The organism is Veronia pacifica (assembly GCF_001707825.1).
GTDB lineage: Bacteria > Pseudomonadota > Gammaproteobacteria > Enterobacterales > Vibrionaceae > Veronia > Veronia pacifica.
This window is the reverse complement of the sequence record NZ_LYBM01000002.1, coordinates 99,492-122,670: the sequence shown is the minus strand read 5'-3', so window position 1 is coordinate 122,670 and position 23,179 is coordinate 99,492. Positions and strand designations below refer to the sequence as shown.

The window sequence follows — 23,179 nt, the reverse complement described above, 5'->3', positions numbered from 1 at the left end:
TGCTTCCCATCAAAATTGGTAGTTGACACCAAGACTCAAAAAAATGGCTGACCGCGTTACCCGAAATAGGTAGGGTTGTTTGAAGGTTAAATCACGATCGATAAACTCGACTGTTTTCGGCTTTGAAAAAGAAAGGCCAGCATCAAAGGAGAGGTCGGGTGAGTACTGATATGTCGTTCCACCAGCAAACGTCAGAACACTCATATCCGGCAGCGCTACTGTGGTCTCAGCTGCCTGTTCATCAAAGGCAATGCCAGTCCGAAAGGTCCAGTTATCATTGAAATAATGGGTCAGACCTGCTGAATAGCGAAGATTATTGTCAAGTATCAGTTCGTTATCTACACAGAGTCCAGTCTTATCGGGTTCACGGTTAAATTGACAGGTGTTGCCAGTTTTATCTTTGACGACAATCCCCTTCACTTTTTCCCACCCAGCCCAGAGCACGTCATAGTGGAGTGCCCAATCATCATGAAAAAGGTGGTAACCAGAAAATTGGATAATATCCGGTAATGTCAGCTCCATCTTTACATCTGTCGTACCGCCATCGGGGGGAATATAGCGGCCAGTGTAATCAGTAAGTTCGCCATTTTTGAATCGTATTTTTGATGCGCCCCGATAAGAAAGGCCGATACGATTGTCGTCATTAAACTCGAATAACGCACCTAAGTTATAGCCAAAACCGAAGCCCTCTGTCCGCATAATAAGTCCGAGATCAGTGATCTTTAATGTGTCGAAAACTTGTGCGAATGCGCCAACGGTTCTGGAAATTTTGACATTGCCATAATTGACGAGCAGACCCGCGCCGAGACTGAGTTGATCGGTTACCCGGTAGGCAGCAACAGGGTTCAGTGAGAGGGTAATAATTCTGGACTCACCAGCTAAATCACCATGCACAAAATCTTTGGGATATTCACCGGCAAAGCCATACGCACTATAAACGCCGGCTCCAACAGCAAAATCATCATTGACTTTGTAAGACACAAACGTGGTTGGAAACGCCAGAAGAGGGATGGTATCTGTCGCTTTCTAGTTTATTTCAACACTTTCGATGTCAAGTTGCTGTGAGGTTAAAGTGAGATTTGTAGAGATAAGTAAGCCATCGAACCGGGTGATGGCTGCTGGATTGTGGGCGAGCACAGTTGGGCCATCAGCCACTGCTGCTTCGCCTGAATTCGCTCTCCCGATACCAGTAGAATATTTTTCGTTGAGATAAAAAGAGGCACTCATCGCTGATGATGAAAAGAGTATTACGGGAATGACAGTTACTGGGTGTTTTAACACGTTTTAGAACCTCCATATTTGTCTTCTGAGCTAACTTCCCTGCAAAAACACTCAAAAAAAAATTCTTTTTATTTTTATCCCGCATTCGATCAAGTAATTGCTTATACACTGGTCATACCACGTGAGTATAGTGTTCACATCAAATAAGCATGTCTCACCTTCAATATAATAAATATCTTTATTAGCAATTAATTTTATATCTTTATGTTTTACATGCTGAAAATCGTATTTTATTGATGTGCGGATATTTACAAAGAGGGGTTAAAAGAGCCGGATATGAAGAACAAAAAAGGCCAGCAAATGCTGACCTTTCCTATATGTTAATGATGAATATAACTCACTGGTTTTGGGTTATTTATTAACTATTTTTTGTGTTTAGTGGCAAATCCTAATGGCGATTTCAGTGTCATTCAGCCAATGATACGTCGATTTTCCGGCTCGGCTGCACACCACTTTCACTTTTCCCTTACGGGACCACACCGCCATCATGGCATCAATTCCATCCTCAGTCAGTGAGAAATGTTTAGCCATCTCAGTCTGCGACGCACCTGGGTGCATTCTGAGATAGTTTTCAAGTTTAGATAGAATCATAACCGACTAACCTATTGTCTTGTCGAGCTTTCGCTTGTTTAAGTGCCATCACACTGGCTGCCAACATAGCCATACTGATTGCGATCCACATTGCAGCATGGACAGGGTGATCGACGATGTTAAGCAACTGGTACGTGACAATTGCGAAGACCACCGCCTGTAACATTGTCCAGCTGGCAATAAAGGCTGAGAATGGTTTGCCAAACTCTCTTACGTAAGCGCCCATTGCAGCAACACACGGCGTGTAAAGAAGAATGAAGACCAGGTAAGCAAATGCACCAGATGCAGTAAACTTCTGCTGAAGGCTTGTGAAGATACTTACGTCAACATCTTGTTCTTCAGCAAGTGCCGTCTTATCTGTATCAACTGCGATACCCAGAGGATCAGCGAAGTTCAGTCCAACAAGGTTGTTTGGAATTGAATTCACAGCTTCCAGTAACTTGTCCTTCAGATTGAACTCACCATCTTCGTCGTCGTTTGACTGGTTATAAAGGCTACTCAAAGTACCAACTACCGCTTCTTTAGCGAAGATACCAGTAATAATACCCACTGTTGCCTGCCAGTTATCTTCTTCAATACCAATTGGAGAGAAAATAGGCGTCACAATCTGAGCGGCCTTAGACAGGACTGACTCATCAGTATTGGTATGACCAAAAGTACCATCGAGTGCAACAGAGTTTGCCATTGTCAGAAGAGTAACGACAACAACGATAGTCTTACCGGCACCAAGAACGAAACGCTTCAGTTTGTTCCAGGTTTTGATCAGAATGTTACGCATGGTTGGGATCTCATATTCAGGGATCTCCATCAGCATGCTTTCACTCTCACCCGGGTACAGTGTTTTTCTTAAAATGACACCAGTCAGGATTGCAACAGCAATACCTGCGAGATAAAGAAGGAATACAATGTTTTGTGCAGACTCTGGGAAGAATGCCGCAGCAAATAAAGCATAAACAGGTAGACGAGCACCGCATGACATAAACGGAGCCATTGCTGCTGCTAGTTTACGCTCTCTCTCCTGATCAAGTGTGCGGGTCGCCATGATAGCAGGAACATTACAACCAAAGCCGAGAACCAGAGGGACAAACGCTTTACCTGGCAGGCCAATTTTTTGCATTGCACGGTCAAGAACAAATGCTGCGCGGGCCATGTAACCTGAACTCTCAAGTAATGACATGAACAAGTACAGGCAGCCGATAACAGGAATGAATGTACTGACAGTTTGAATACCACCGCCAATACCATCAGCCAACAGGGTCGTCAGCCATACTGGCAGGTGTCCGTCCATCAGGGCATGCCCACCATCAACAAGAATGGCACCAACACCAATATCGAAAAAGTCGATAAATGCACTGCCGATGTTAATGGAGAACAAGAACATCAGGTACATGACGGCAAAAAAGAAAGGAATACCAAAAAATTTATGCAGCGCAATAGAGTCAATCGCGTCAGTCATTCGCTGACGAGTAGTGACTGTTTTCTTGCGGCAGTCCTGACAAATATTAGCAATGGCAGTGTAGCGTGTGTTCGCAATCATCAAATCATTGTCATCATCAGCACAGTGCTTCTTGATAACTTTTGATACTTCATTGCGGTATCTGTTGGCAGACTTTTGATCATTAACTGATCTTCAGTCATCAAACGGATAGCTGAAGCACGTCTATGATCTTCGTTAACCGAAACTAGGATAGATTCAAGTTCTGAAATCGCCGTTTCAATACTTTGGCCGTAGTCCATCTTTTTAGGAGCCGGTCTCAGAGGCGAAGACAAAACGTTTTCAAGCTCAGCTTTCAATGACTGAACCTGTTTATTCTTCGTCGCTGATACCGTTAGCACTTGGCATTGTAGCGCGGCCGCAAGCTTATCAGTATCGATACTAAAGCCCTGACGCTCCAGCACGTCCATTTTGTTCAGGACCACAACCATAGGATCGCCCAGTTCTCTGAGCTGCATGGTGAGGTATAAGCTACGCTCCAGACTACTTGCATCAACAACGTTGATAATAAGATCGACATCGCTGGAAAAAAGTGCTTTTACCGCGATAGATTCATCTGGGCTATTAATGTCATCAGAGTTATCGAGAGAGTAAATGCCCGGTAAGTCGGTGATGCTCACCTTATTATTGTTAAATGTGTACTGACCCGTTTTCTTTTCAACGGTTACACCGGCCCAGTTACCGACCTGTTGTCTCGCACCTGTGAGCTGATTAAACAGTGTTGTTTTACCGCTGTTTGGGTTACCGACAGTGACAATACGGTTATGCATCAGTCGTCACCTCGATTGCAGTCGCCAGAGATTTACGAACAGCAACATCAAAACCGCGAACACGGAGTTGAATTGGGTCGCCCATTGGTGCAAAACGCACGATTTTGACTTCGGTATTAGGCAGTACTCCCATTACCATCAACTTTTTCTTTGCAACCACAGGCACATTATCGAGTGATATCACTCGTGCTGCACGACCAGCCTCCAGCTCAGCCAAATTCATATAAACACCCAAATGAGAATCAGAAATATTTTCACGCGGATTATTACACAAAGTTACAAATAAAAATTGATCTAGATCAATTTGAAAAATCTCGCGGGTGGATGGAAAAGTGTACAGATATACATTTTCTTCACATCAAAAACGTCAAAAAAAAACGTCAGGCGGAAGATACGATCATCTCTGTTAACAAATGCATTGGAATGGAGTGACTCAGCTCTCACTATTTTGCTTGTCAAAAACGTCAATCTGTAAAAACAGTTGTATCTATAACGTTTTCTTCTCGTTCAATTTAGTTGATATACATCACAAAAAAAGAGCGTTTATTTAAAAAAGGGCAGATTGGCGGAAAATTACTATAAATCAAACGTAAAAAATCTTATAAATATAACAGTTGATTCACAATAAAGAATTCCAGATGGTGTGTGGCCCTCCCACACACCTCCGGCAGCAAGCGAAGGTGTCTTTGACGCCCGTGGTATGGCTTGCGCTATACCACGCTCTTTTTTTTCATTTTGCTAATTTCCGCATCTCCTCAATGTAAACGGTTGGTGATAACCCAAACTGCTGCTTAAATCTCTGTGAAAAATATGACGCTTCGTTAAATCCGCATTTCAACGCCACATCCGTAACACGAACATTATTCAGTAGCATCTTTCTCGCCTTCTCAAGCCTAGTAACATTAATGTACTCTTTGACAGACATTTGAAAGTGCGCCCGAAACTTTCGCTGCAGTGTTCTTTCTGATGTTGAAAGTAGGGTTGCTAGGTAAAATGTTGAAAATGAAGGGTCATGATAGTGATTATCGATAACCTGTTTCACTTCTCTCACCCAGTTTAGTTCTGGATTTTCTAGGGGTTCTTTTTCACAGGAAGAAGGCGTCTCAATACTCTGAACCGGGGTGTTGTCAGACGAAGAAAACACTTTTTCAGCATTATGCCCCTGGCTTTCATCAATAAGCGGACAAGCATTTACCCGTTCTGTCTTTGCTAAATACTTTAAGCCTCGATTTACTCGCCGCAGGTGAATATTTTTTGTAATCAATACAGATACGAACGCGAGGCAAAGAAAAAGAACAAATGAAATAGTCAGTTTGCTGTGATACCAAGGTGAAGTAACAGAAAACGCCATGACCCTTCTTTCGGTTCCTCCCTCTCTGACACTCAGCTGATAATTTCCTGCTGGCAAGCGATAAATCTTTAGCGGCTCGCCACTTCCAATGCGACGCCATAAGCCCGGCTCGTCTCCCGATAAACGGTAATCAGTGACATGATTTGAATCATTGAGCTTCGACAACTCGATTTCAATATCTTGCCCTTTCGGGACGTTATAGATCCCATCAGCATCTACGCCAATACGCCACTTACGCCCCTCTGCAGAAATCTGACTGACAAATGCGCTGTATTTCAAAACGTCAATTTCGTCAAAATAGCGTGAAGAGAATATAACGAGCTTATTTGCCGACGCTAATACTAAATTACCGTTTTTTTCACCACAAAACAGTGTATTGGAATCAGGCCAAAACGTACCTGCCAACTGCGATGTATTCCATTCCAGTTTACCGCTTCTGGTATTTTTAGCCCAAGCAAGGTGATGCTGGGTAACGACAACGACTCGGCTACCCACAGATAAGATGCACTGCGCGTTAAACAGCCTAGGGTTATCGATACGAAATGCTTCTGTTTCAGAGTTCTGAGCCCATTGAAAGAGCTGACCCGCGTCAATGAACCACAATACGTCTTGGTGCGATATCAGCGCATTTGCTGGCCTTTCATATTCCGACTCTTTCTGCAACGTAAACTGACCATTGCGATACGAATAGATGCCTGCTGTCGTCGTCAGCCATATTGTCTCGTCTTCACCCGGTATGACGTTTGTCACCCTCGCATTTCGCCCTCCATCCCAGCCAAAGTCCAGCGACTGATATGACTGGTTTTCAGGCCAGTAACGGGACAGACCTGAACTGAGTGACCATATCCACAGTGAGCGGCCGTCTGAAAATATTCGCTCTGCCGACGACAACTCCACATCATCTATCGTCAACACATCATCAACCTTACCGTCAGTCAGTGAGATACGTCTGATCCCCTCTGAGGTAGCAAGCCAGGCGAAATCTTCCAACACCGTTTGCGAGTGGACTCGGTCAACAATATCTCTTTGCCAACGTTTTTTGCCCGTTAAATCATAGAGCTCAATAGTGTGTGCTGTTGAAACCAGGTATCCACTTTCAGTCGGAGTTATTCCTGTCAAATTACCTTTTTTATCTGTCGTAATCCGCCTAATAATTGACGAAGCTTCAATTGGCCGATAACCAATGCCTGTTGTACTACCAATCCACAAAGTGTCACCTGAGATGGCTAGATCATTTGCCCTTGCTGGCTTGTCCGTGGTGACAAAGAGCTTTTTATTCTGGATTGTTGAGAGCTTTTTTCCCTCACGTCTTAATCCATGAACACCATCAGGGGTAGCGACCCATATCGCTTCAGTATTTTTAGTTAGATCAATGATCTTAGACGAGCCATTGAGAGGGATTTGTTCAGCCTGACCATCATCATGAACGATAAAAAGCCCGTTATCCGTTCCAATCAGGTGAAGATTAGCAAGGTGAAGAACACCAGAAACAGTTTTGTCGGAAAAATTCCAGATCTCAGAATATTCACCATGCTGAAATAATAAAAGTTGCTTCGCTGTTGCAATATGAATTCTATCGTCAGCGAGGAAAATACCTGTGATATCCGACGTTGTACTTTTTTGAAAAACAAAGAGCCGAGAAGAAGAGTCGAAGCGCCACAATGTTTTACCCATTGTGACAAGGAGCCCTTTACTGCTTTGCGCAATCACACTTTCCGTATCGATTTTTCCCTTAAAATAACCGTCCCAGCCATCATTTTTTAGTGTGTAACGATACAGTTGATCGTCAGCAAGTAACCAAAGCGCCTGTTTGGCATCATCGTAGATAAGGCGATGAAAACGCTTCCGAGGAGGGCGCGTGATATCGCTCAGAGGGAGATAGGTTTTACCGTTGAAGTAACTGATCTTACCCTGGTCATCCAGAACCCAAACCCCTTCCCCGGGTACTGGCGCAACTTGGACGATAGGCGAACTATCATAAATGTGTTGATAAACGACATCCTCCGCATATCCGGAGCGGGGACAAAAAAGAGATAACGCAAACAAGCATACCAAATGGTATACATGCAGCTGATAAGAATGGAAGAATCTACCTATTGGTGACATTTAGAAGAAAAGAGCTGCAATGACATCATATAACCTGAAATCATAGTATCCTGCAGCCCTTTTTAAACACAGAAAAAAGAGAGAGTTAAGAGGCACGGATCAAACTTCGAGCCTCAATTTTACCGTTAATGAATAGGTTTACTACGCAAACCAACTCACGACTTATCCCTCTATACGAGACTCCGCCCTTTTGAGTCGGGCAACGAATTCGCTACGTTGTCCAGCAGGTATTGGAGATGCCTGTGGTAAAGGTACCTTCATTGCGTTGACCGGTCGGCCAAACCTGTGCAGTTCATAGTGTAAATGGGGACCTGTCGAGCGGCCTGTATTGCCTGACAGAGCGATCTTTTGTCCCATTTTAACTCTTTGGCCTTTCTTGACTAAGATCTTACTCAAATGCAAATAGCGGGTGGTATATTCTCTGCCGTGTTTAATCACAACAAAATTACCAGCTAGCCTGTGTTTCTGAGCCTTAACAACAACACCATCACCAGTCGCTAGAACAGCTGTACCAATAGGCGTCGCGAAATCAGTCCCGTTGTGAGGCGAAATTCTGCCCGTAATTGGATGCAGGCGATGAGGATTAAACGGCGAACTGATTCTGTATCTCTTCGTGAGCGGTAAACGACGGAACGCACGCTGAAGACTCTGACCATCTTGATCATAAAACTTACCGTCGGTATGTCGATAGATCATGATTTCGTTACGTCCCGATCTATAAAGGAAACCTTGTACCTCGCCAGAACTGAAACGCTCGCCATCCACAAATTCACGGCTAATGAGAGCATAAAATCTGTCATTACGGCGAGCTTGCTTACCCAAGTCAAAGCGCCACTGCAAGGCTGACACCAACTCTTGTATCTGACCCGGTGTCAGTCCCGCCTGACGCGCCTGAACATAAAAGCTGGTTTTTACCACACCTTTCACAGTAACGTCTCTGAATTCACCCTTTGCAGTTTGCTGTTTATAGGTAATACCAGCAGAACTTATGGTAAATACATCTGTATTTTTACGATTGCGGAGAATTTCAAAACTTGTCAGCTTTCCGTCATCATCTACCTGCCAACGTAATGTCTGACCAACCCTTAGTTTACTTACATCAGAGTTAGCCTTTACTAACGCGTACATGTCGTTGAGAGATAGGCCATATTGGCCGAATACCGAGCTCAAACTATCGCCATCGACGATAACGTGACTGTGCTGATGAGAGTCTTCCTTGGCGAGTTGTTTGTCAATCTCATCCTGCTCTACTTTAAGGGCAGGATCATCGGGATCGAGCAATACATCCATAGGTTCGCTGTTGTCGTTTGATATGGGAGTAACTGATGCTTTATCCAACGGAATGACTTTTCTCGTAACATCCCGCTCAGTGTGATGAGTAGGTGTCCATATTGCCACTGCCACCATCAAAAACGACATAGTGATCAGAGATAGCCGATGAATACGCGGCATAGTCTGTAACTGAGCCGCCATCTTTTGCGGCCCAGAGAATAACTTTTTCCTCATTGATCAAAACACTCTACGAACTTACCGCCAAGTGCTGACAAAAATGCCTGATAACGACCGTCATCTTTAGAAATGTTGGTTGCTAGGGGATCAAGGGTAACGATCTTAGCTTTTGTGTGTTTCGATACACTTTGAATAAAACTGTCGTTGAACTGTGGTTCAGTGAACACACACCGCGCCTTATTTTTCACTAATGCCTCTCTTATTGTCACCAGGGTTCTTGCGCCCGGCTTTCTGTCAGGGTCAACGGTAAAGTGACCGCTCTGCTTTAACCCGAATGCTTCTTCAAAGTAGCCATAAGCATCATGGAAAACAAAATAGCCCTGTTCATTATAGGCTGACAACTCTGTTTTTATTTTTTGTGTTGTCTGGTGTACGCCGTTGATAAAACGATCCAGATTTTTACGATAATAATCAGCGTTGTCAGCATCAATATTTACCATTCTTTCAGTAATGGCTTTCGCTATTGTAATACCCTGCTGAGGACCAAGCCAGATATGTCCATCAATTCCTGTGTGATTGTGGTGATGCGACGAATGTTCACCGTCGTGGTCATGGCTATCATGGTCATGGTCATGGTCATGGTCATGGTCATGGTCATGGTCTTCATGATTCTCTTGCTCACCGTAATATCGCAGAGGAAAACCTTCAATCGCGGTCAGTTGAAGCGCTTTGTCATGACGGCTGGCAATCTTCTGCAGGAATAACTCCATCTCAGGCCCAACCCAAATGAGTAAGTCAGCCTGATCAATACTTCTCAAATCTGACGGCTTGAGTGCGTAATTATGGGGAGATGCACCATTTGGAAGCAACTGTTTTACATCCGCATGATCGCCAACAATATCCTTTGCAATAAGAGAGATAGGTTTAATTGTGGTCAAAACAGAAACTGAAGAAGCATAAGTGGTGAGCGGGAGCAGGCCAAAAGCGAGAAACGCAAGGGCAGAAGAAACAACGCGGCGCATAGCAAATCCTAACAACTGTAAGTTTAACGAGAAACAAAAATGTTATAATATAACATCCCAGTTTTAATATCATGTGGAATTTATGAGCGCGCCTCTCATCACATTTGAAAATGTGACCGTAACCTTCGATGGACGTCATGTTTTAGATAATGTGTCTTTCAAACTAGAACGTAATAAAATCATGACGTTGATTGGCCCAAATGGAGCAGGGAAATCGACTCTGGTCAAGACAGTCATCGGCCTGAATCGACCAACATCTGGAAAAGTGCAGCGGATGCCGTCACTGCGCATTGGTTATGTCCCTCAGAAACTCAAACTGAATGATACCTTACCGTTGAGAGTCGAACGCTTTCTGATGCTCTGCCGCGGTGCAACCAAGGAGTCTGTGCTTGAGGCGCTCACTCTTGTTAGCGCGGCCAAGCTTCTTCATGCCAATATGCACACTCTCTCTGGTGGTGAGCTTCAAAGAGTTTTACTCGCCAATGCTGTACTGAAAAAGCCTGATTTATTGGTACTTGATGAACCCGTTCAAGGCGTAGACGTCAACGGACAGTTGGCACTTTATTCGCTGATTGAACAACTGCGAAAAAAACTTCACTGTGCAATTTTGATGGTCTCTCATGACCTCCATCTGGTCATGGCCAAAACTGATGAGGTCATTTGCCTTCATCATCATATTTGTTGCTCAGGCACCCCAGAGACTATCTCGGCGCACCCGGAATATGTCGCGCTTTTCGGTAAACAAGAAAGCGAACAGCTCGCACTTTACCATCATCAACATAATCATGACCATGATCTATCTGGTGACATGATGGGCCCATGTCAACACGGAGAGACACGAGACCATGTTTGATTTTCTCCTCTACCCGCTTCTCGCAGGTTTATTTATCGCTATGGCGGCAGGTCCGCTGGGCTCGTTTGTTGTCTGGCGCAAAATGTCATATTTCGGCGATACATTAGCGCATGCGTCGCTGCTTGGTCTGGCTTTGGGATTACTGTTCCAGATCGATCTCAATATCGCTTTAATCAGCTGTTGTCTGTTAATCGCAGTGGCTCTGGTATTGCTCCAACGCAGAAGCTCTGTGTCAACTGACACACTCCTTGGCATTCTTGCCCATTGTTCGTTGTCATTGGGCCTGGTCTCAGTAAGCTTTTTGGATAATGTCAGAGTTGATCTGATGGCATATCTCTTCGGCGATTTACTGTCTATCAGTGGGCAAGACCTCGTAGTGATAGCCTCAGGCACAGCGGTTATTTTGGGATTGATTTTCTGGCTCTGGCGACCTTTATTGGCCATTACCGTCAGTGAAGATATGGCGAAAGTCGACGGCTATAATGTTGACGCTTTGAGGTTAGTACTGATGCTGATGGTGGGTCTGGTGATCGCCATTGCGATGAAATTTGTCGGAGCCCTGATTATCACCTCACTAATGATCATACCTGCCGCCACAGCGAGGCGTTTTGCTGACAGCCCAGAGAGAATGACGGTCTTTGCTGTTGTTATTGGTTGGCTGGCTGTCATGGGAGGCATCACTCTGTCATGGTTTAAAGATACACCTGCTGGCCCGTCTGTCGTCGTCATCGCAGGCGCACTATTTTTGTTCAGTCAATTGCGCCAACAACCGCGTTAGAGAGATAACGCAATGATTCAATCTAACAGTTGATAAGTCGGAACCCAAAGAAGATACCAACAGCAGACTAGATCGAAAAAAGCCGCTCAAATGAGCGGCTTTTGCATTTAAGGTGGGCTTGATTACCAGCCTGTCTTCTCACGAAGCGCACTGCCGATATCAGCCAGACTTTTCACCGTGGTGACACCAGCGGCTTCCAGTGCAGCGAATTTATCTTCGGCAGTACCCTTACCGCCTGAAATAATTGCACCAGCGTGACCCATACGCTTACCTGGAGGAGCTGTAACACCCGCAATGTAGGACACAACAGGCTTACTTACATTCTCTTTGATGTAAGCCGCTGCTTCTTCCTCAGCAGTACCGCCGATTTCACCGATCATCACGATAGCTTCTGTTGCTGGATCCTTTTCGAACATCTCAAGGATATCGATAAAGTTAGAGCCCGGGATTGGGTCGCCACCAATACCAACACAAGTAGACTGACCAAAACCTTCGTCAGTGGTTTGCTTCACTGCTTCGTAAGTCAGGGTACCTGAACGTGAAACGATACCTACTTTACCTGCTTTGTGGATATGGCCTGGCATAATACCGATTTTTGACTCGCCCGGAGTGATCACACCCGGACAGTTTGGACCGATCATGCGAACGCCGCTTTCATCCAGCTTCACCTTCACGTCCAGCATATCCAGTGTTGGAATGCCTTCAGTGATACAAACGATAAGCTCGATACCAGCATCAATTGCTTCCAGAATCGCATCCTTACAGAATGGAGCAGGCACATAGATAACAGATGCTGTTGCACCTGTTGCTTCTACTGCATCAGCAACCGTATTGAACACTGGCAAACCAAGGTGCTCAGTACCGCCTTTACCCGGAGATACGCCACCGACCATTTGCGTTCCGTAATCAATCGCTTGCTCTGAGTGGAAAGTACCCTGACCACCAGTGAAGCCCTGACAGATAACTTTGGTATCTTTATTGATTAAAACAGACATTACTTGGCCTCCGCTGCAGCTACTACTTTCTGTACTGCTTCAGTCAGAGAGGTCGCAGCAATAATATTCAAATCACTTTCGGCCAGTTTCTGAGCACCCAGCTCTGCGTTGTTACCTTCAAGACGAACAACAACAGGTACTTCTACGCCTACTTCTTCAACTGCACCGATAATGCCATCGGCAATCAGGTCACAACGAACGATACCGCCAAAAATGTTGACCAGTACAGCTTTTACGTTGCTATCAGACAGGATGATCTTGAATGCTTCAGTAACACGTTCTTTTGTCGCGCCGCCACCTACATCAAGGAAGTTAGCAGGGCTGCCGCCGTGCAGGTTTACGATGTCCATTGTACCCATCGCAAGACCAGCACCGTTCACCATACAACCGATGCTGCCATCTAGAGCAACATAGTTAAGTTCGAATTTCGCTGCATGTGCTTCGCGGGCATCTTCCTGACTTGGATCGTGCATATCGCGGATTTTTGGCTGGCGATACACTGCGTTGCTATCGATAGCCAATTTTGCATCCAGACAGTGAAGGTCGCCATCAGTTTTGATAACCAGTGGGTTAACTTCTACCAGTGCAACATCACGGTCGAGGAAAAGCTGAGCAATGCCCATGAAAATTTTAGTGAACTGCTTAATCTGATCGCCTTTCAGGCCCAGTTTAAACGCCAGCTGACGTCCCTGATATGGCTGAGGGCCAACCAAAGGATCAATGCTTGCTTTGTGAATAAGCTCAGGCGTCTCTTCAGCAACTTTTTCGATTTCCACACCACCTTCAGTTGATGCCATGAAAACAACGCGACGTGAGCCACGGTCAACAACTGCGCCAAGGTACAGCTCTTGATCAATGTCAGTACAGCTTTCTACCAGAATTTTACTCACTGGCTGACCGTTTGCGTCTGTCTGGTAAGTCACCAGATTTTTACCTAGCCAATTCTGTGCGAAATCACGGATTTCTTCTTTGTTTTTAACCAGCTTTACACCGCCAGCTTTACCACGTCCACCGGCGTGGACCTGACATTTCACTACCCACTGATCGCCGCCAATCTTGTCAGCTGCTTCTGCAGCTTCGTGAGGGGTGTCACAGGCATAACCTTCTGAAACAGGCAATCCATATTCAGCAAAAAGCTGCTTGGACTGATACTCGTGCAGATTCATGATGTTCTATCCGTTTCCATTCTTTTAATTTGATTCCATCCAGAGGGAGCGATGGCCCCCTCTGATACAGACTGTTACTGCATGACTTGATCACACATCAAGCAGCAGTCGTGTTGGGTCTTCTAAAAGCTCTTTAATAGTGACCAGGAAGCCAACTGATTCACGGCCGTCAATGAGACGGTGGTCATAAGAAAGAGCAAGGTACATCATTGGCAAAATTTCGACTTTGCCATCCACCGCCATCGGGCGTTCTTGGATTTTGTGCATACCAAGGATCGCCGCTTGTGGTGGGTTAATGATTGGGGTCGACATAAGAGAACCAAACACACCACCATTGGTGATAGTGAAGTTACCGCCAGTTAACTCATCAACAGTCAACTTGCCGTCACGGCCCTTAATCGCTAGGTCTTTTATACCTTTTTCAACATCTGCCAAGCCCAGCTGGTCGCAGTCACGCAGCACTGGTGTTACCAAGCCACGTGGCGTCGATACCGCCATGCTGATGTCGAAGTAATTGTGGTAGACGATTTCATCACCATCAATAGAGGCATTCACTTCTGGATAACGCTTCAGCGCTTCAACAACGGCCTTAACGTAAAAAGACATAAAGCCAAGGCGCACATCATGGCGTTTCTCGAAAGCATCTTTGTATTGCTTACGAATATCCATGATTGGTTTCATGTTGACTTCATTAAATGTTGTCAGCATGGCCGTGCTGTTTTTCGCTTCCAACAGACGCTCAGCAACGCGCTTGCGCAAGCGCGTCATTGGAACACGTTTTTCGCTGCGATGTGCAACATTGAGGTCGGCAACAGGCGCTTCTGCCTTGGTTTCAGCTTTCGCGTCAGCTTTTGCTGACTTCAGGAACGCTTCAACGTCTTCACGGGTGATGCGACCACCCACACCTGAGCCTTTAACATGCTCTGGGTTTACTTCATTTTCTGCAAGCAGGCGACGTACAGTAGGGCTAAGTGCATCACTGCTCTCTTCTGAGAGAGACGCAGTATGGCGCTTATCAGGAGATGGTGCAGATTCAGCAACAGCATCCTTTGTTTCTTCACCCGCTACTGCACCAGCAGTAAGGCGAGCCAGAAGTTGCTTTGACAGTACTGTTGCACCTTCTTCCTCGATGATGGCTTCTAAAACGCCATCATCTGGAGCAGGTACTTCAAGTACAACTTTATCGGTTTCAATATCTACCAGCACCTCGTCACGAGCTACCGCTTCACCCGGTTTTTTGTGCCAGGTAGCAACTGTTGCATCTGCAACAGATTCAGGTAAGTCGGGAACCAGAATTTCGACTGTCATTCACTTTATTCCTTATTTTTCCAGTTCTTCATTTAAGCCAAGTGCATCTCTGACAAGGGCTTTTTGTTGCTTCAGGTGGACAGACATATAGCCAACTGCCGGTGAAGCGGACGCCTTCCGGCCTGCATAAGTCAGTTTCGCATCTGATGGGATCGCATAACGGAAGTTATGTTGACTGCTGTACCAAGCACCCTGATTCTGGGGTTCTTCCTGACACCACACGACTTCCTTAGCGTTTGGATATCCGCTGACCAACTTCTCGACCGCCTCGTAAGGGAACGGATAAAGCTGCTCTACGCGAATGATAGCAACATCGATGAGTTCTTCCTTACGACGAGCTTCCAGCAGATCGTAGTAAACCTTGCCCGAACACATCACAATGCGCTTAACAGCTTTTGGATCCAGCTCATCAATTTCGCCAATGGCGGGCTGGAACGTCCCCTCGGTCAAATCTTCCAAAGAAGATGTGCACAAAGGATGACGAAGCAATGATTTTGGTGACATCACTACCAAAGGACGGCGCATAGGACGGATCACCTGACGGCGAACCATGTGATACATCTGTGCAGGTGTTGATGGAATGACCACCTGTATATTTTGTTCTGCACACAACTGCAGGTATCGCTCAAGGCGGGCAGATGAGTGCTCTGGACCTTGTCCCTCGTAGCCGTGAGGTAACAGCATGGTTAAACCACACATACGGCCCCACTTCTGCTCACCAGAACTAATGAACTGATCAATGACCACCTGGGCGCCGTTAGCAAAATCACCAAACTGAGCTTCCCACATGGTCAAGCCACCCGGCTCTGCTGTGGCATAACCGTATTCGAATGCCAAAACAGCCTCTTCTGACAAAACAGAGTCAAAAATCTGAAACGGTCCCTGTTTATCATGAAGATTAGCGAGTGGTTGATAGGTCGTACCATCGGTCTGGTTATGCAGCGTAGCCAAGCGGTGCACAAAGGTGCCTCGACAAGCATCCTGACCGGAAATACGGATCCGTTTGCCTTCGTCAAGCAAGGTCGCATAAGCGAGGGTTTCAGCCATACCCCAATCCAGCGGCCTTTCGCCTGCAACCATTTCGGCGCGCTTGACGTAAGGTTTCTTCACCTGACTGTGGAGTTTATGACTTTCAGGGTACTGGCAAAGACGCTGTCCAAGCTCACGAAGACGATCTGCGTCTACTTTGCTGTCCCAGTCGATGGTCCACTCGTGCCCGATGTATGGCGACCAGTCAACAGAATGGAGTGTCATTGGTCGGTATTCTTTAACGACACATTCGCCGCGATCAAGTGCATCTCGATATTCATTGATCAATAGCGTGGCACCCTCGAGATCAGCAATTGTCTGATCTTGTAGTCTGTCAGCATAGATTTTACGAGGTGTCGGATGTTTCTTGATCTTCTGGTACATCAGAGGCTGGGTTGCGCTTGGCTCATCCGCTTCGTTATGTCCATGACGACGATAGCAAACCAAATCAATCACGACATCGCGCTTGAATTGGTTACGGAAATCCAGTGCCAGGCGGGAAACATAAGCGACGGCTTCAGGGTCATCCGAGTTCACATGGAAGATTGGAGCCTGAACCATTTTGGCAATATCTGTACAGTATTGCGTTGAGCGAGTGTCTCTCGGGTTTGAGGTCGTGAAGCCAATCTGATTGTTCACAACTATGCGAACTGTGCCGCCGACCTGAAAACCTCTCGCCTGTGACATATTAAAGGTTTCCTGCACAACACCTTGACCAGCAATCGCTGAGTCACCGTGAATTGTGATTGGAAGTACCTTTGAACCGTTCTTGTCAGCAAGACGATCTTGACGTGCCCGAACCGAGCCCATAACAACTGGGTTCACGATTTCAAGGTGCGACGGGTTGAATGCCAACACGAGGTGAACGTCGCCGTCTGGGGCTGAGAAATCACTGGAGAAGCCTTGGTGATATTTTACATCGCCTGTTCCCCACGTCTCGTCATGCTTGCCAGCAAATTCGTCAAACAGTTCTGAAGTTTTTTTGCCCAGTACGTTAACCAGTACGTTTAGACGGCCTCGGTGAGCCATACCGACAACCACTTCCTTCTGACCTGCTTTGGCAGAGTGGCGAACCAGCTCTTTCATCATGGGGATCAGAGCATCACCGCCCTCTAGTGAGAAACGTTTCGCGCCAGGGAATTTTGCTCCCAGGTAACGTTCCAAACCTTCAGCCGCTGTCAACTCTTCAAGGAAAGTTAGCTTTTCTTGCTCAGTGAATTCTGGTTGTCCCACGACAGATTCAAGCCGCTGCTGAATCCAGCGCTTTTCCTCTGTGTCGGTGATGTGCATGTACTCTGCACCGATTGAACCGCAGTAGGTTCGTTTTAGTGCGTCGTAAAGATCAGCGAGCTTCATACTCTCCTGCCCTATGGCAAAGGAGCCGACATTAAATGTCTGTTCGAAGTCGTCTTCATTGAGGGTGTGAAAAGCTGGGTCGAGATCAGGTACTCGTTCACGTTGCCAAATACCCAGAGGATCTAAATTAGCTTGTTGGTGTCCACGAAAACGGTAAGCATTGATAAGTTGCAGTACTTTAACCTGTTTTGCGTCGACGTCTGGATCACTAACTGGAGCCCTGTAATGCGCTGTCTCCGTCGCTAGTCGTCGAAAGTAGTCACGAACTCTGGAGTGAGGCTGCTCCGGGGCGTGCTGTTGGACAACTGGTAAGTCGTCAAACACTTTCCGCCATTCGATATCTACTGTCTCCGGGTCACTAAGGTACAGTTCGTAGAGGTCCTCTACGTAGGTTGCATTGGCGCCAGCCAAGTGTGAAGACTCAATCCAAGCCTTCATCACGCCATTTTGCATTGTTATCCCTTAACCACGTTATTGTTTGTTACAACACCAGCTTTGCGCTGGTCTCCAATATAGATTCCCCCAGGCGAGGGAATCTAATTCCTTGATCGGACCTGAGCGGACGTTTTAAACGGCTCGCTTGAGTAGCATTGACTTAATATGACCAATTGCTTTCGTAGGGTTCAGTCCTTTCGGACAAACATTGACACAATTCATAATATTGTGACAACGAAAAACGCTAAAAGCGTCGTCCAGATCAGATAAACGTTCATCTGTCGCAGTATCGCGGCTGTCTATTAGCCATCGATAAGCCGCCAGTAGACCTGCAGGTCCAACAAACTTGTCTGGGTTCCACCAGAAAGATGGACATGAGGTTGAGCAGCATGCACACATGATGCACTCATATAAGCCATCGAGATGCGCACGCTCTTCCGGCGACTGCAGATTCTCCCTCGCAGGAGGAACTGCATCATTAACCAAGTAAGGTCTCACGCGCTCATAATTCTCGTAGAATTGCGACATATCTATAATTAAATCGCGGACTACTGGCAAACCGGGAAGCGGACGTATCACAATCGTCGACTTGCCTGTCAGAGCTGACAATGGCGTAATACACGCCAAGCCATTTTTACCGTTCATGTTGATGCCATCAGAACCACAAACGCCTTCACGGCAAGAGCGGCGGAATGATAACGTTGGGTCTTGCTCTTTGAGCAACATCAACGCATCAAGCACCATCATGTCAGAGCCTTCAGGCACTTCCAGTGTATAACCCTTCATATGTGGAACGTCATCAACATCAGGGTTGTAACGATAAACAGAAAACTTCAATTTCATAATTAGATACCTCCCTTAGTATGTACGTGCCTTCGGCGGAAATGCGTCACGATGAACGGGTGACATATTTACGTCACGCTTCGACATCACTTCCGTTTCAGGGTTATAAATAGTGTGGCACAGCCAGTTTTCGTCATCACGCTCTTGGAAATCGAATCGCGCATGAGCACCACGGCTTTCTGTTCGGTAATTAGCCGACACAGCGGTAGAGAACGCAGTCTCCATTAAGTTGTCCAGTTCTAAACACTCAACACGTTGGGTGTTGAATTCAGAAGACGTATCGTCAAGACGTGCTTCTTTAAGCCTCTCACGAATCACTTTGAGCTCTTCCAGACCTTTAGCCATTGCATCACCTTCACGGAATACCGAGAAGTTGTTTTGCATACACTCTTGAAGATCTTTTCTAATCTGGACTGGGTCTTCACCTTTCTGCGTTGTGTTCCAACGGTTCAGGCGAGACAAGGATGCTTCGATATCTGACTCAGAGGCATCACGCGCTTCAACCTGTGCTGCCAGTGTTTCGCCAAGGTGCAGACCTGTCGCGCGTCCGAAGACAACAAGGTCAAGCAGCGAGTTACCGCCGAGACGGTTGGCACCGTGAACAGATACGCTAGCAATCTCACCGCAAGCAAACAGGCCTTGTACTTCGACATCTTGACCGTTTGCATTTTGCTTGATTGCTTGGCCTGAAACCTGAGTAGGTACACCACCCATCATATAGTGACAGGTTGGAATAACTGGGATTGGCTCTTTAACCGGATCAATATGGGCAAAGGTACGAGACAGCTCAAGGATACCAGGCAGGCGCGCTTCAAGCACATCTTTGCCAAGGTGATCGAGTTTAAGCTTAATGTGTGGTCCCCATGGGCCATCACAGCCGCGACCTTCACGAATCTCTACCATCATTGAACGTGCAACAACATCGCGGCCCGCAAGGTCTTTGGCGTTAGGTGCATAACGTTCCATGAAACGTTCGCCGTCTTTGTTAAGAAGGTAACCACCTTCACCACGACAACCTTCGGTTACCAGTACACCGGCGCCAGCAATACCTGTTGGGTGGAACTGCCACATTTCCATGTCTTGCATTGGGACACCAGCACGGAGGGCCATACCAACACCGTCACCCGTGTTAATGTGAGCGTTAGTCGTTGATTGATAGATACGACCAGCACCACCAGTCGCTAATACTGTTGCTTTGGCTTTGAAGTAGCAGATTTCGCCACTTTCCATGTCCATCGCTGTTGCACCAACAATTGCGCCGTCCTGATTTTTGACTAAATCCAACGCATACCACTCAGAAAAAATGGTTGTTTTGTTTTTTATGTTTTGTTGATACAAAGTATGAAGCAGTGCGTGGCCTGTTCGGTCAGCGGCCGCTGCAGTTCGCGCAGCTTGCTCACCACCAAAGGCTTTTGACTGACCACCAAATGGACGCTGATAAATGCGACCGTTATCAAAGCGAGAAAAAGGTAAACCCATCTTCTCTAACTCGATAATAGATTTTGGACCCGTTTTGCACATGTACTCAATGGCATCCTGATCGCCTATATAATCAGACCCTTTAACTGTGTCGTACATATGCCATTCCCAGTTGTCCTCATGGCTGTTACCAAGCGCCACTGTTATACCACCCTGAGCGGAAACAGTATGAGAACGGGTCGGGAAAACTTTAGACAGCAGCGCACATGAAAGGCCCTGCTCTGAAATCTGCAGTGCAGCGCGCATACCTGCGCCACCCGCACCAATTACAATCGCGTCAAATTCACGAACTGGAATACTCACTTAAACACCCCACACAACAAAGAAGCCAGTCATCAGGTATACAAACAGAAGTGCCACAACGCCAAACTGCAAAAAGGCACGCAGCATTGTTGGTTTGATATAATCTGTCAGTACCTGCCACATTCCGATCCATGCATGGATCAGGACTGAAAACAGTGCCAGTACAGTGAACACTTTTGTGCTGGTTTTGCTAAAGAAATCCAACCACAATTCATAAGACAGATCTTGCCCAACGGCGAAGTATCCAACCATGAAAAAAGTGTAAAGCGTCATGATGATTGCGGTGGCACGAATTAAGATAAAATCATGTATTCCGTTGCGACCGACTGAAGAAACTTGTCCTACCATACTAAGATCCCCGCTAAAACAGACAACACAGCAGTGATCACGAACGACGCTTGCGCACTGACCTTTCCTGATTCCAATTCCTCGAAATATTGCATGTCTTGAAACAGGTGGCGAATGCCGCCGACGATATGATAGGCAAGGGCCGTCAAAATGCCCCACAGGATAAATTTGACGAAGTAACTATCGATAATAGAACTTGCGGCTTCAAAACCGCTTGGTGATGAAAGGGATAAATCTAGTAACCACAGAAGTATTGCTACTGACACAAGGGTGATCACCCCTGAAATGCGGTGCAAAATAGACGCAATCGCTGTCAGTGGGAAGCGAATGGTCTGTAGGTCAAGATTTACCGGTCTTGGCTTGCTAACTTTCACGATATGGCCCACTCAGCTTCATAGAGAAGCATTTATTGTTATACACTCTCTGGGAGACTCAGCTGAGCAAAGGCGACAGAACAAACCTTTTTTGTATTTTATGCAGCCAAAAGGGGGGAAACCGATATTAATAGAAGGCTTCCGTGCCCTGTTTAACACAGTAAAAATTGATTTTAGCCCCGATACGCCCCGGCTGAAACACTGCAGCCCAGAGACCTGCGGCAGAGTATATGCCTGCGACAAGATAAACACAAATATATATAATTGACGAAAATCCCGAAACACAGCTTTAACCGCGAAGAAACACAATTGTTATACTTGCGCAGACCCTACAAAGATCACTCGCCCGATTTGACATATCTCGGCTTCAACTGTACAACAACGAAGTCCAATTTTGGGATAGGAAATAAAAATTACAAAGGAGATTGTTATGGCAGAGAAGAAAGCTACCCTGCACATTGAAGGGAAAGCACCAATCGAACTGCCGATCAAGGGAGGCACTGTTGGCCCGGAAGTGGTTGACGTACGTGCACTTGGAGCCAATGGTTTTTTTACTTTTGATCCTGGTTTTGTAGCGACTGCGTCTTGTGAATCGCAGATCACTTACATTGATGGTGCTGCAGGTGTACTTTTACACCGTGGCTACCCAATTGATCAACTTGCCAATAACGCTGATTATTTAGAAGTCTGTTATATCCTTCTTTATGGTGAAGTCCCGAGTCGCAAACAATACGAAGAGTTTCGTAAGATTGTTACTCGCCACACCATGGTACACGAGCAAATCGCCAGCTTCTTCCACGGCTTCCGCCGTGATGCACACCCAATGGCGGTTATGGTTGGTGTTGTCGGTGCCCTCGCTGCGTTCTACCATGATTCATTGGATATTAATAATGATATCCACCGCGAGATCACTGCATTCCGGTTACTTTCAAAAATGCCAACACTTGCAGCAATGTGCTACAAGTACTCGATTGGTCAACCATTCATCTACCCTCGCAACGACTTGGATTATGCAGAAAACTTCTTGCATATGATGTTTGCTACACCAGCAGAAGAATACGAAGTGAATCCAGTTGTAGCAAAAGCAATGGACAAAATCTTTACTCTTCATGCTGACCATGAGCAGAACGCTTCAACGTCAACCGTTCGTCTGGCTGGTTCTTCTGGTGCAAACCCATTTGCATGTATCGCTGCAGGTATTGCATCTCTGTGGGGACCTGCTCACGGCGGAGCAAACGAAGCTTGCCTGAAGATGCTAGAAGAGATTGGTTCTGTTGATAAGATTCCTGAGTTCATTGAGCGAGCGAAAGACAAGGATGATCCATTCCGTCTCATGGGCTTTGGTCACCGTGTTTACAAGAACTATGACCCACGCGCGACAGTTATGCGTGAAGCGTGCCATGAAGTGCTTGATGAATTGAACATCAAGGATCCACTTCTGGATGTTGCGATGGAACTCGAGAAAATCGCACTTTCAGATGAATACTTCATTGAGAAGAAACTCTATCCAAATGTAGATTTCTACTCAGGTATTATCCTGAAAGCGATCGGTATCCCGGTTTCAATGTTCACAGTTATCTTTGCTATGTCTCGTACTATTGGTTGGATTGCTCACTGGAATGAAATGCACAGTGATCCGAACAACCGTATCGGACGTCCTCGCCAGCTTTATACTGGTTACGATCAAAGAGACTTTAAACCGATGAAAGACCGAAGCTGATAGCTTGGTTTTGTCAGAAAAACGCCGTATCTGCGGCGTTTTTTATTTTCTTACTTTATGCGTAATAGTTTTTGTCTCTCCCGAAAGCTATTGAGGGCTTTCAATAAATCTGATGACCAGTGTTGAA

At 46.1% G+C, this 23,179-nt stretch carries 16 protein-coding genes and 2 pseudogenes; 3 read left to right on the top strand and 15 right to left on the bottom strand.

Annotated elements, in window-relative coordinates; genetic code table 11:
* Nucleotides 1-9: 9 nt before the first annotated feature.
* From A8L45_RS02060 to znuA, 7 genes and pseudogenes are all read right to left on the bottom strand, one after another.
* A pseudogene (locus A8L45_RS02060) lies at nucleotides 10-1,281 on the bottom strand (OmpP1/FadL family transporter).
* Between the two features lie 375 nt (nucleotides 1,282-1,656).
* Entirely contained in the window at nucleotides 1,657-1,872 is a 216-nt protein-coding gene (locus A8L45_RS02050; RefSeq protein WP_068898705.1) for a FeoC-like transcriptional regulator, read from the bottom strand.
* A pseudogene (gene feoB, locus A8L45_RS02045) lies at nucleotides 1,859-4,137 on the bottom strand (Fe(2+) transporter permease subunit FeoB). Before feoB ends, A8L45_RS02050 begins: the two are co-directional and overlap by 14 nt.
* Nucleotides 4,130-4,360 (bottom strand): FeoA family protein, encoded by a 231-nt coding sequence (locus A8L45_RS02040; RefSeq protein ID WP_068898703.1) that lies wholly within the window; start codon nucleotides 4,358-4,360, stop codon nucleotides 4,130-4,132. Before A8L45_RS02040 ends, feoB begins: the two are co-directional and overlap by 8 nt.
* 507 nt (nucleotides 4,361-4,867) lie before the next feature.
* A complete protein-coding gene (locus A8L45_RS02035) occupies nucleotides 4,868-7,534 on the bottom strand; it encodes an AraC family transcriptional regulator (protein ID WP_068898701.1) in 2,667 nt (888 codons plus the stop codon).
* A 222-nt stretch (nucleotides 7,535-7,756) separates the two neighbouring features.
* Nucleotides 7,757-9,100 (bottom strand): murein DD-endopeptidase MepM, encoded by a 1,344-nt coding sequence (gene mepM, locus A8L45_RS02030; protein WP_068898699.1) that lies wholly within the window; start codon nucleotides 9,098-9,100, stop codon nucleotides 7,757-7,759.
* The gene (znuA, locus tag A8L45_RS02025; RefSeq protein ID WP_068898697.1) at nucleotides 9,097-10,065 is read right to left on the bottom strand and encodes a zinc ABC transporter substrate-binding protein ZnuA; all 969 of its coding nucleotides are present in this window, start codon (nucleotides 10,063-10,065) and stop codon (nucleotides 9,097-9,099) included. Before znuA ends, mepM begins: the two co-directional genes overlap by 4 nt.
* Before the next feature lie 82 nt (nucleotides 10,066-10,147).
* Here znuA and znuC point away from each other — a divergent pair, with 82 nt between their 5' ends.
* Nucleotides 10,148-10,918: a zinc ABC transporter ATP-binding protein ZnuC gene (znuC, locus tag A8L45_RS02020; protein WP_068898695.1), complete on the top strand. Its 771-nt coding sequence runs from the start codon at nucleotides 10,148-10,150 to the stop codon at nucleotides 10,916-10,918.
* Entirely contained in the window at nucleotides 10,911-11,696 is a 786-nt protein-coding gene (gene znuB / locus A8L45_RS02015; RefSeq protein ID WP_068898693.1) for a zinc ABC transporter permease subunit ZnuB, read from the top strand. The genes znuC and znuB overlap by 8 nt, the downstream gene beginning before the upstream one ends.
* Nucleotides 11,697-11,818: 122 nt before the next feature.
* On the opposite strand, the gene sucD is transcribed toward znuB, so the two are convergent.
* The 8 genes from sucD to sdhC all read right to left on the bottom strand — a co-directional run bounded on the left by sucD (nucleotide 11,819) and on the right by sdhC (nucleotide 21,344).
* Entirely contained in the window at nucleotides 11,819-12,691 is an 873-nt protein-coding gene (sucD, locus tag A8L45_RS02010) for a succinate--CoA ligase subunit alpha (RefSeq protein WP_068898691.1), read from the bottom strand.
* Nucleotides 12,691-13,857, bottom strand: coding sequence for an ADP-forming succinate--CoA ligase subunit beta (gene sucC / locus A8L45_RS02005; protein ID WP_068898689.1), 1,167 nt, complete (start codon nucleotides 13,855-13,857; stop codon nucleotides 12,691-12,693). Before sucC ends, sucD begins: the two co-directional genes overlap by 1 nt.
* 90 nt (nucleotides 13,858-13,947) lie before the next feature.
* Nucleotides 13,948-15,165 (bottom strand): 2-oxoglutarate dehydrogenase complex dihydrolipoyllysine-residue succinyltransferase, encoded by a 1,218-nt coding sequence (gene odhB / locus A8L45_RS02000; RefSeq protein ID WP_068898687.1) that lies wholly within the window; start codon nucleotides 15,163-15,165, stop codon nucleotides 13,948-13,950.
* Between the two features lie 12 nt (nucleotides 15,166-15,177).
* Nucleotides 15,178-18,003: a 2-oxoglutarate dehydrogenase E1 component gene (gene sucA / locus A8L45_RS01995; RefSeq protein WP_068898684.1), complete on the bottom strand. Its 2,826-nt coding sequence runs from the start codon at nucleotides 18,001-18,003 to the stop codon at nucleotides 15,178-15,180.
* A gap of 114 nt (nucleotides 18,004-18,117) precedes the next feature.
* The gene (locus tag A8L45_RS01990) at nucleotides 18,118-18,828 is read right to left on the bottom strand and encodes a succinate dehydrogenase iron-sulfur subunit (protein ID WP_068898682.1); all 711 of its coding nucleotides are present in this window, start codon (nucleotides 18,826-18,828) and stop codon (nucleotides 18,118-18,120) included.
* A gap of 15 nt (nucleotides 18,829-18,843) precedes the next feature.
* On the bottom strand, nucleotides 18,844-20,610 hold the full coding sequence (sdhA, locus tag A8L45_RS01985) for a succinate dehydrogenase flavoprotein subunit (RefSeq protein WP_068898680.1): 1,767 nt from the start codon (nucleotides 20,608-20,610) through the stop codon (nucleotides 18,844-18,846).
* Entirely contained in the window at nucleotides 20,611-20,958 is a 348-nt protein-coding gene (sdhD, locus tag A8L45_RS01980) for a succinate dehydrogenase, hydrophobic membrane anchor protein (RefSeq protein WP_068898678.1), read from the bottom strand.
* The gene (sdhC, locus tag A8L45_RS01975; protein WP_068898676.1) at nucleotides 20,952-21,344 is read right to left on the bottom strand and encodes a succinate dehydrogenase cytochrome b556 subunit; all 393 of its coding nucleotides are present in this window, start codon (nucleotides 21,342-21,344) and stop codon (nucleotides 20,952-20,954) included. The genes sdhD and sdhC overlap by 7 nt, the downstream gene beginning before the upstream one ends.
* A 418-nt stretch (nucleotides 21,345-21,762) precedes the next feature.
* Between sdhC and A8L45_RS01970 the strand changes: the two genes are divergently transcribed.
* A complete protein-coding gene (locus A8L45_RS01970; RefSeq protein ID WP_068898674.1) occupies nucleotides 21,763-23,052 on the top strand; it encodes a citrate synthase in 1,290 nt (429 codons plus the stop codon).
* Nucleotides 23,053-23,179: the final 127 nt, after the last annotated feature.

What these genes read in the sequence shown, in the direction of transcription:
- sucA (WP_068898684.1), bottom strand. Translation starts at nt 18,003, where the DNA reads ATGCAAAATGGCGTGATGAAGGCTTGGATTGAGTCTTCACACTTGGCT.
- A8L45_RS01970 (WP_068898674.1), top strand. Translation starts at nt 21,763, where the DNA reads ATGGCAGAGAAGAAAGCTACCCTGCACATTGAAGGGAAAGCACCAATC.
- odhB (WP_068898687.1), bottom strand. Translation starts at nt 15,165, where the DNA reads ATGACAGTCGAAATTCTGGTTCCCGACTTACCTGAATCTGTTGCAGAT.
- znuB (WP_068898693.1), top strand. Translation starts at nt 10,911, where the DNA reads ATGTTTGATTTTCTCCTCTACCCGCTTCTCGCAGGTTTATTTATCGCT.
- sucD (WP_068898691.1), bottom strand. Translation starts at nt 12,691, where the DNA reads ATGTCTGTTTTAATCAATAAAGATACCAAAGTTATCTGTCAGGGCTTC.
- sucC (WP_068898689.1), bottom strand. Translation starts at nt 13,857, where the DNA reads ATGAATCTGCACGAGTATCAGTCCAAGCAGCTTTTTGCTGAATATGGA.
- znuC (WP_068898695.1), top strand. Translation starts at nt 10,148, where the DNA reads ATGAGCGCGCCTCTCATCACATTTGAAAATGTGACCGTAACCTTCGAT.
- A8L45_RS02050 (WP_068898705.1), bottom strand. Translation starts at nt 1,872, where the DNA reads ATGATTCTATCTAAACTTGAAAACTATCTCAGAATGCACCCAGGTGCG.
- mepM (WP_068898699.1), bottom strand. Translation starts at nt 9,100, where the DNA reads ATGAGGAAAAAGTTATTCTCTGGGCCGCAAAAGATGGCGGCTCAGTTA.
- A8L45_RS01990 (WP_068898682.1), bottom strand. Translation starts at nt 18,828, where the DNA reads ATGAAATTGAAGTTTTCTGTTTATCGTTACAACCCTGATGTTGATGAC.
- A8L45_RS02040 (WP_068898703.1), bottom strand. Translation starts at nt 4,360, where the DNA reads ATGAATTTGGCTGAGCTGGAGGCTGGTCGTGCAGCACGAGTGATATCA.
- sdhD (WP_068898678.1), bottom strand. Translation starts at nt 20,958, where the DNA reads ATGGTAGGACAAGTTTCTTCAGTCGGTCGCAACGGAATACATGATTTT.
- znuA (WP_068898697.1), bottom strand. Translation starts at nt 10,065, where the DNA reads ATGCGCCGCGTTGTTTCTTCTGCCCTTGCGTTTCTCGCTTTTGGCCTG.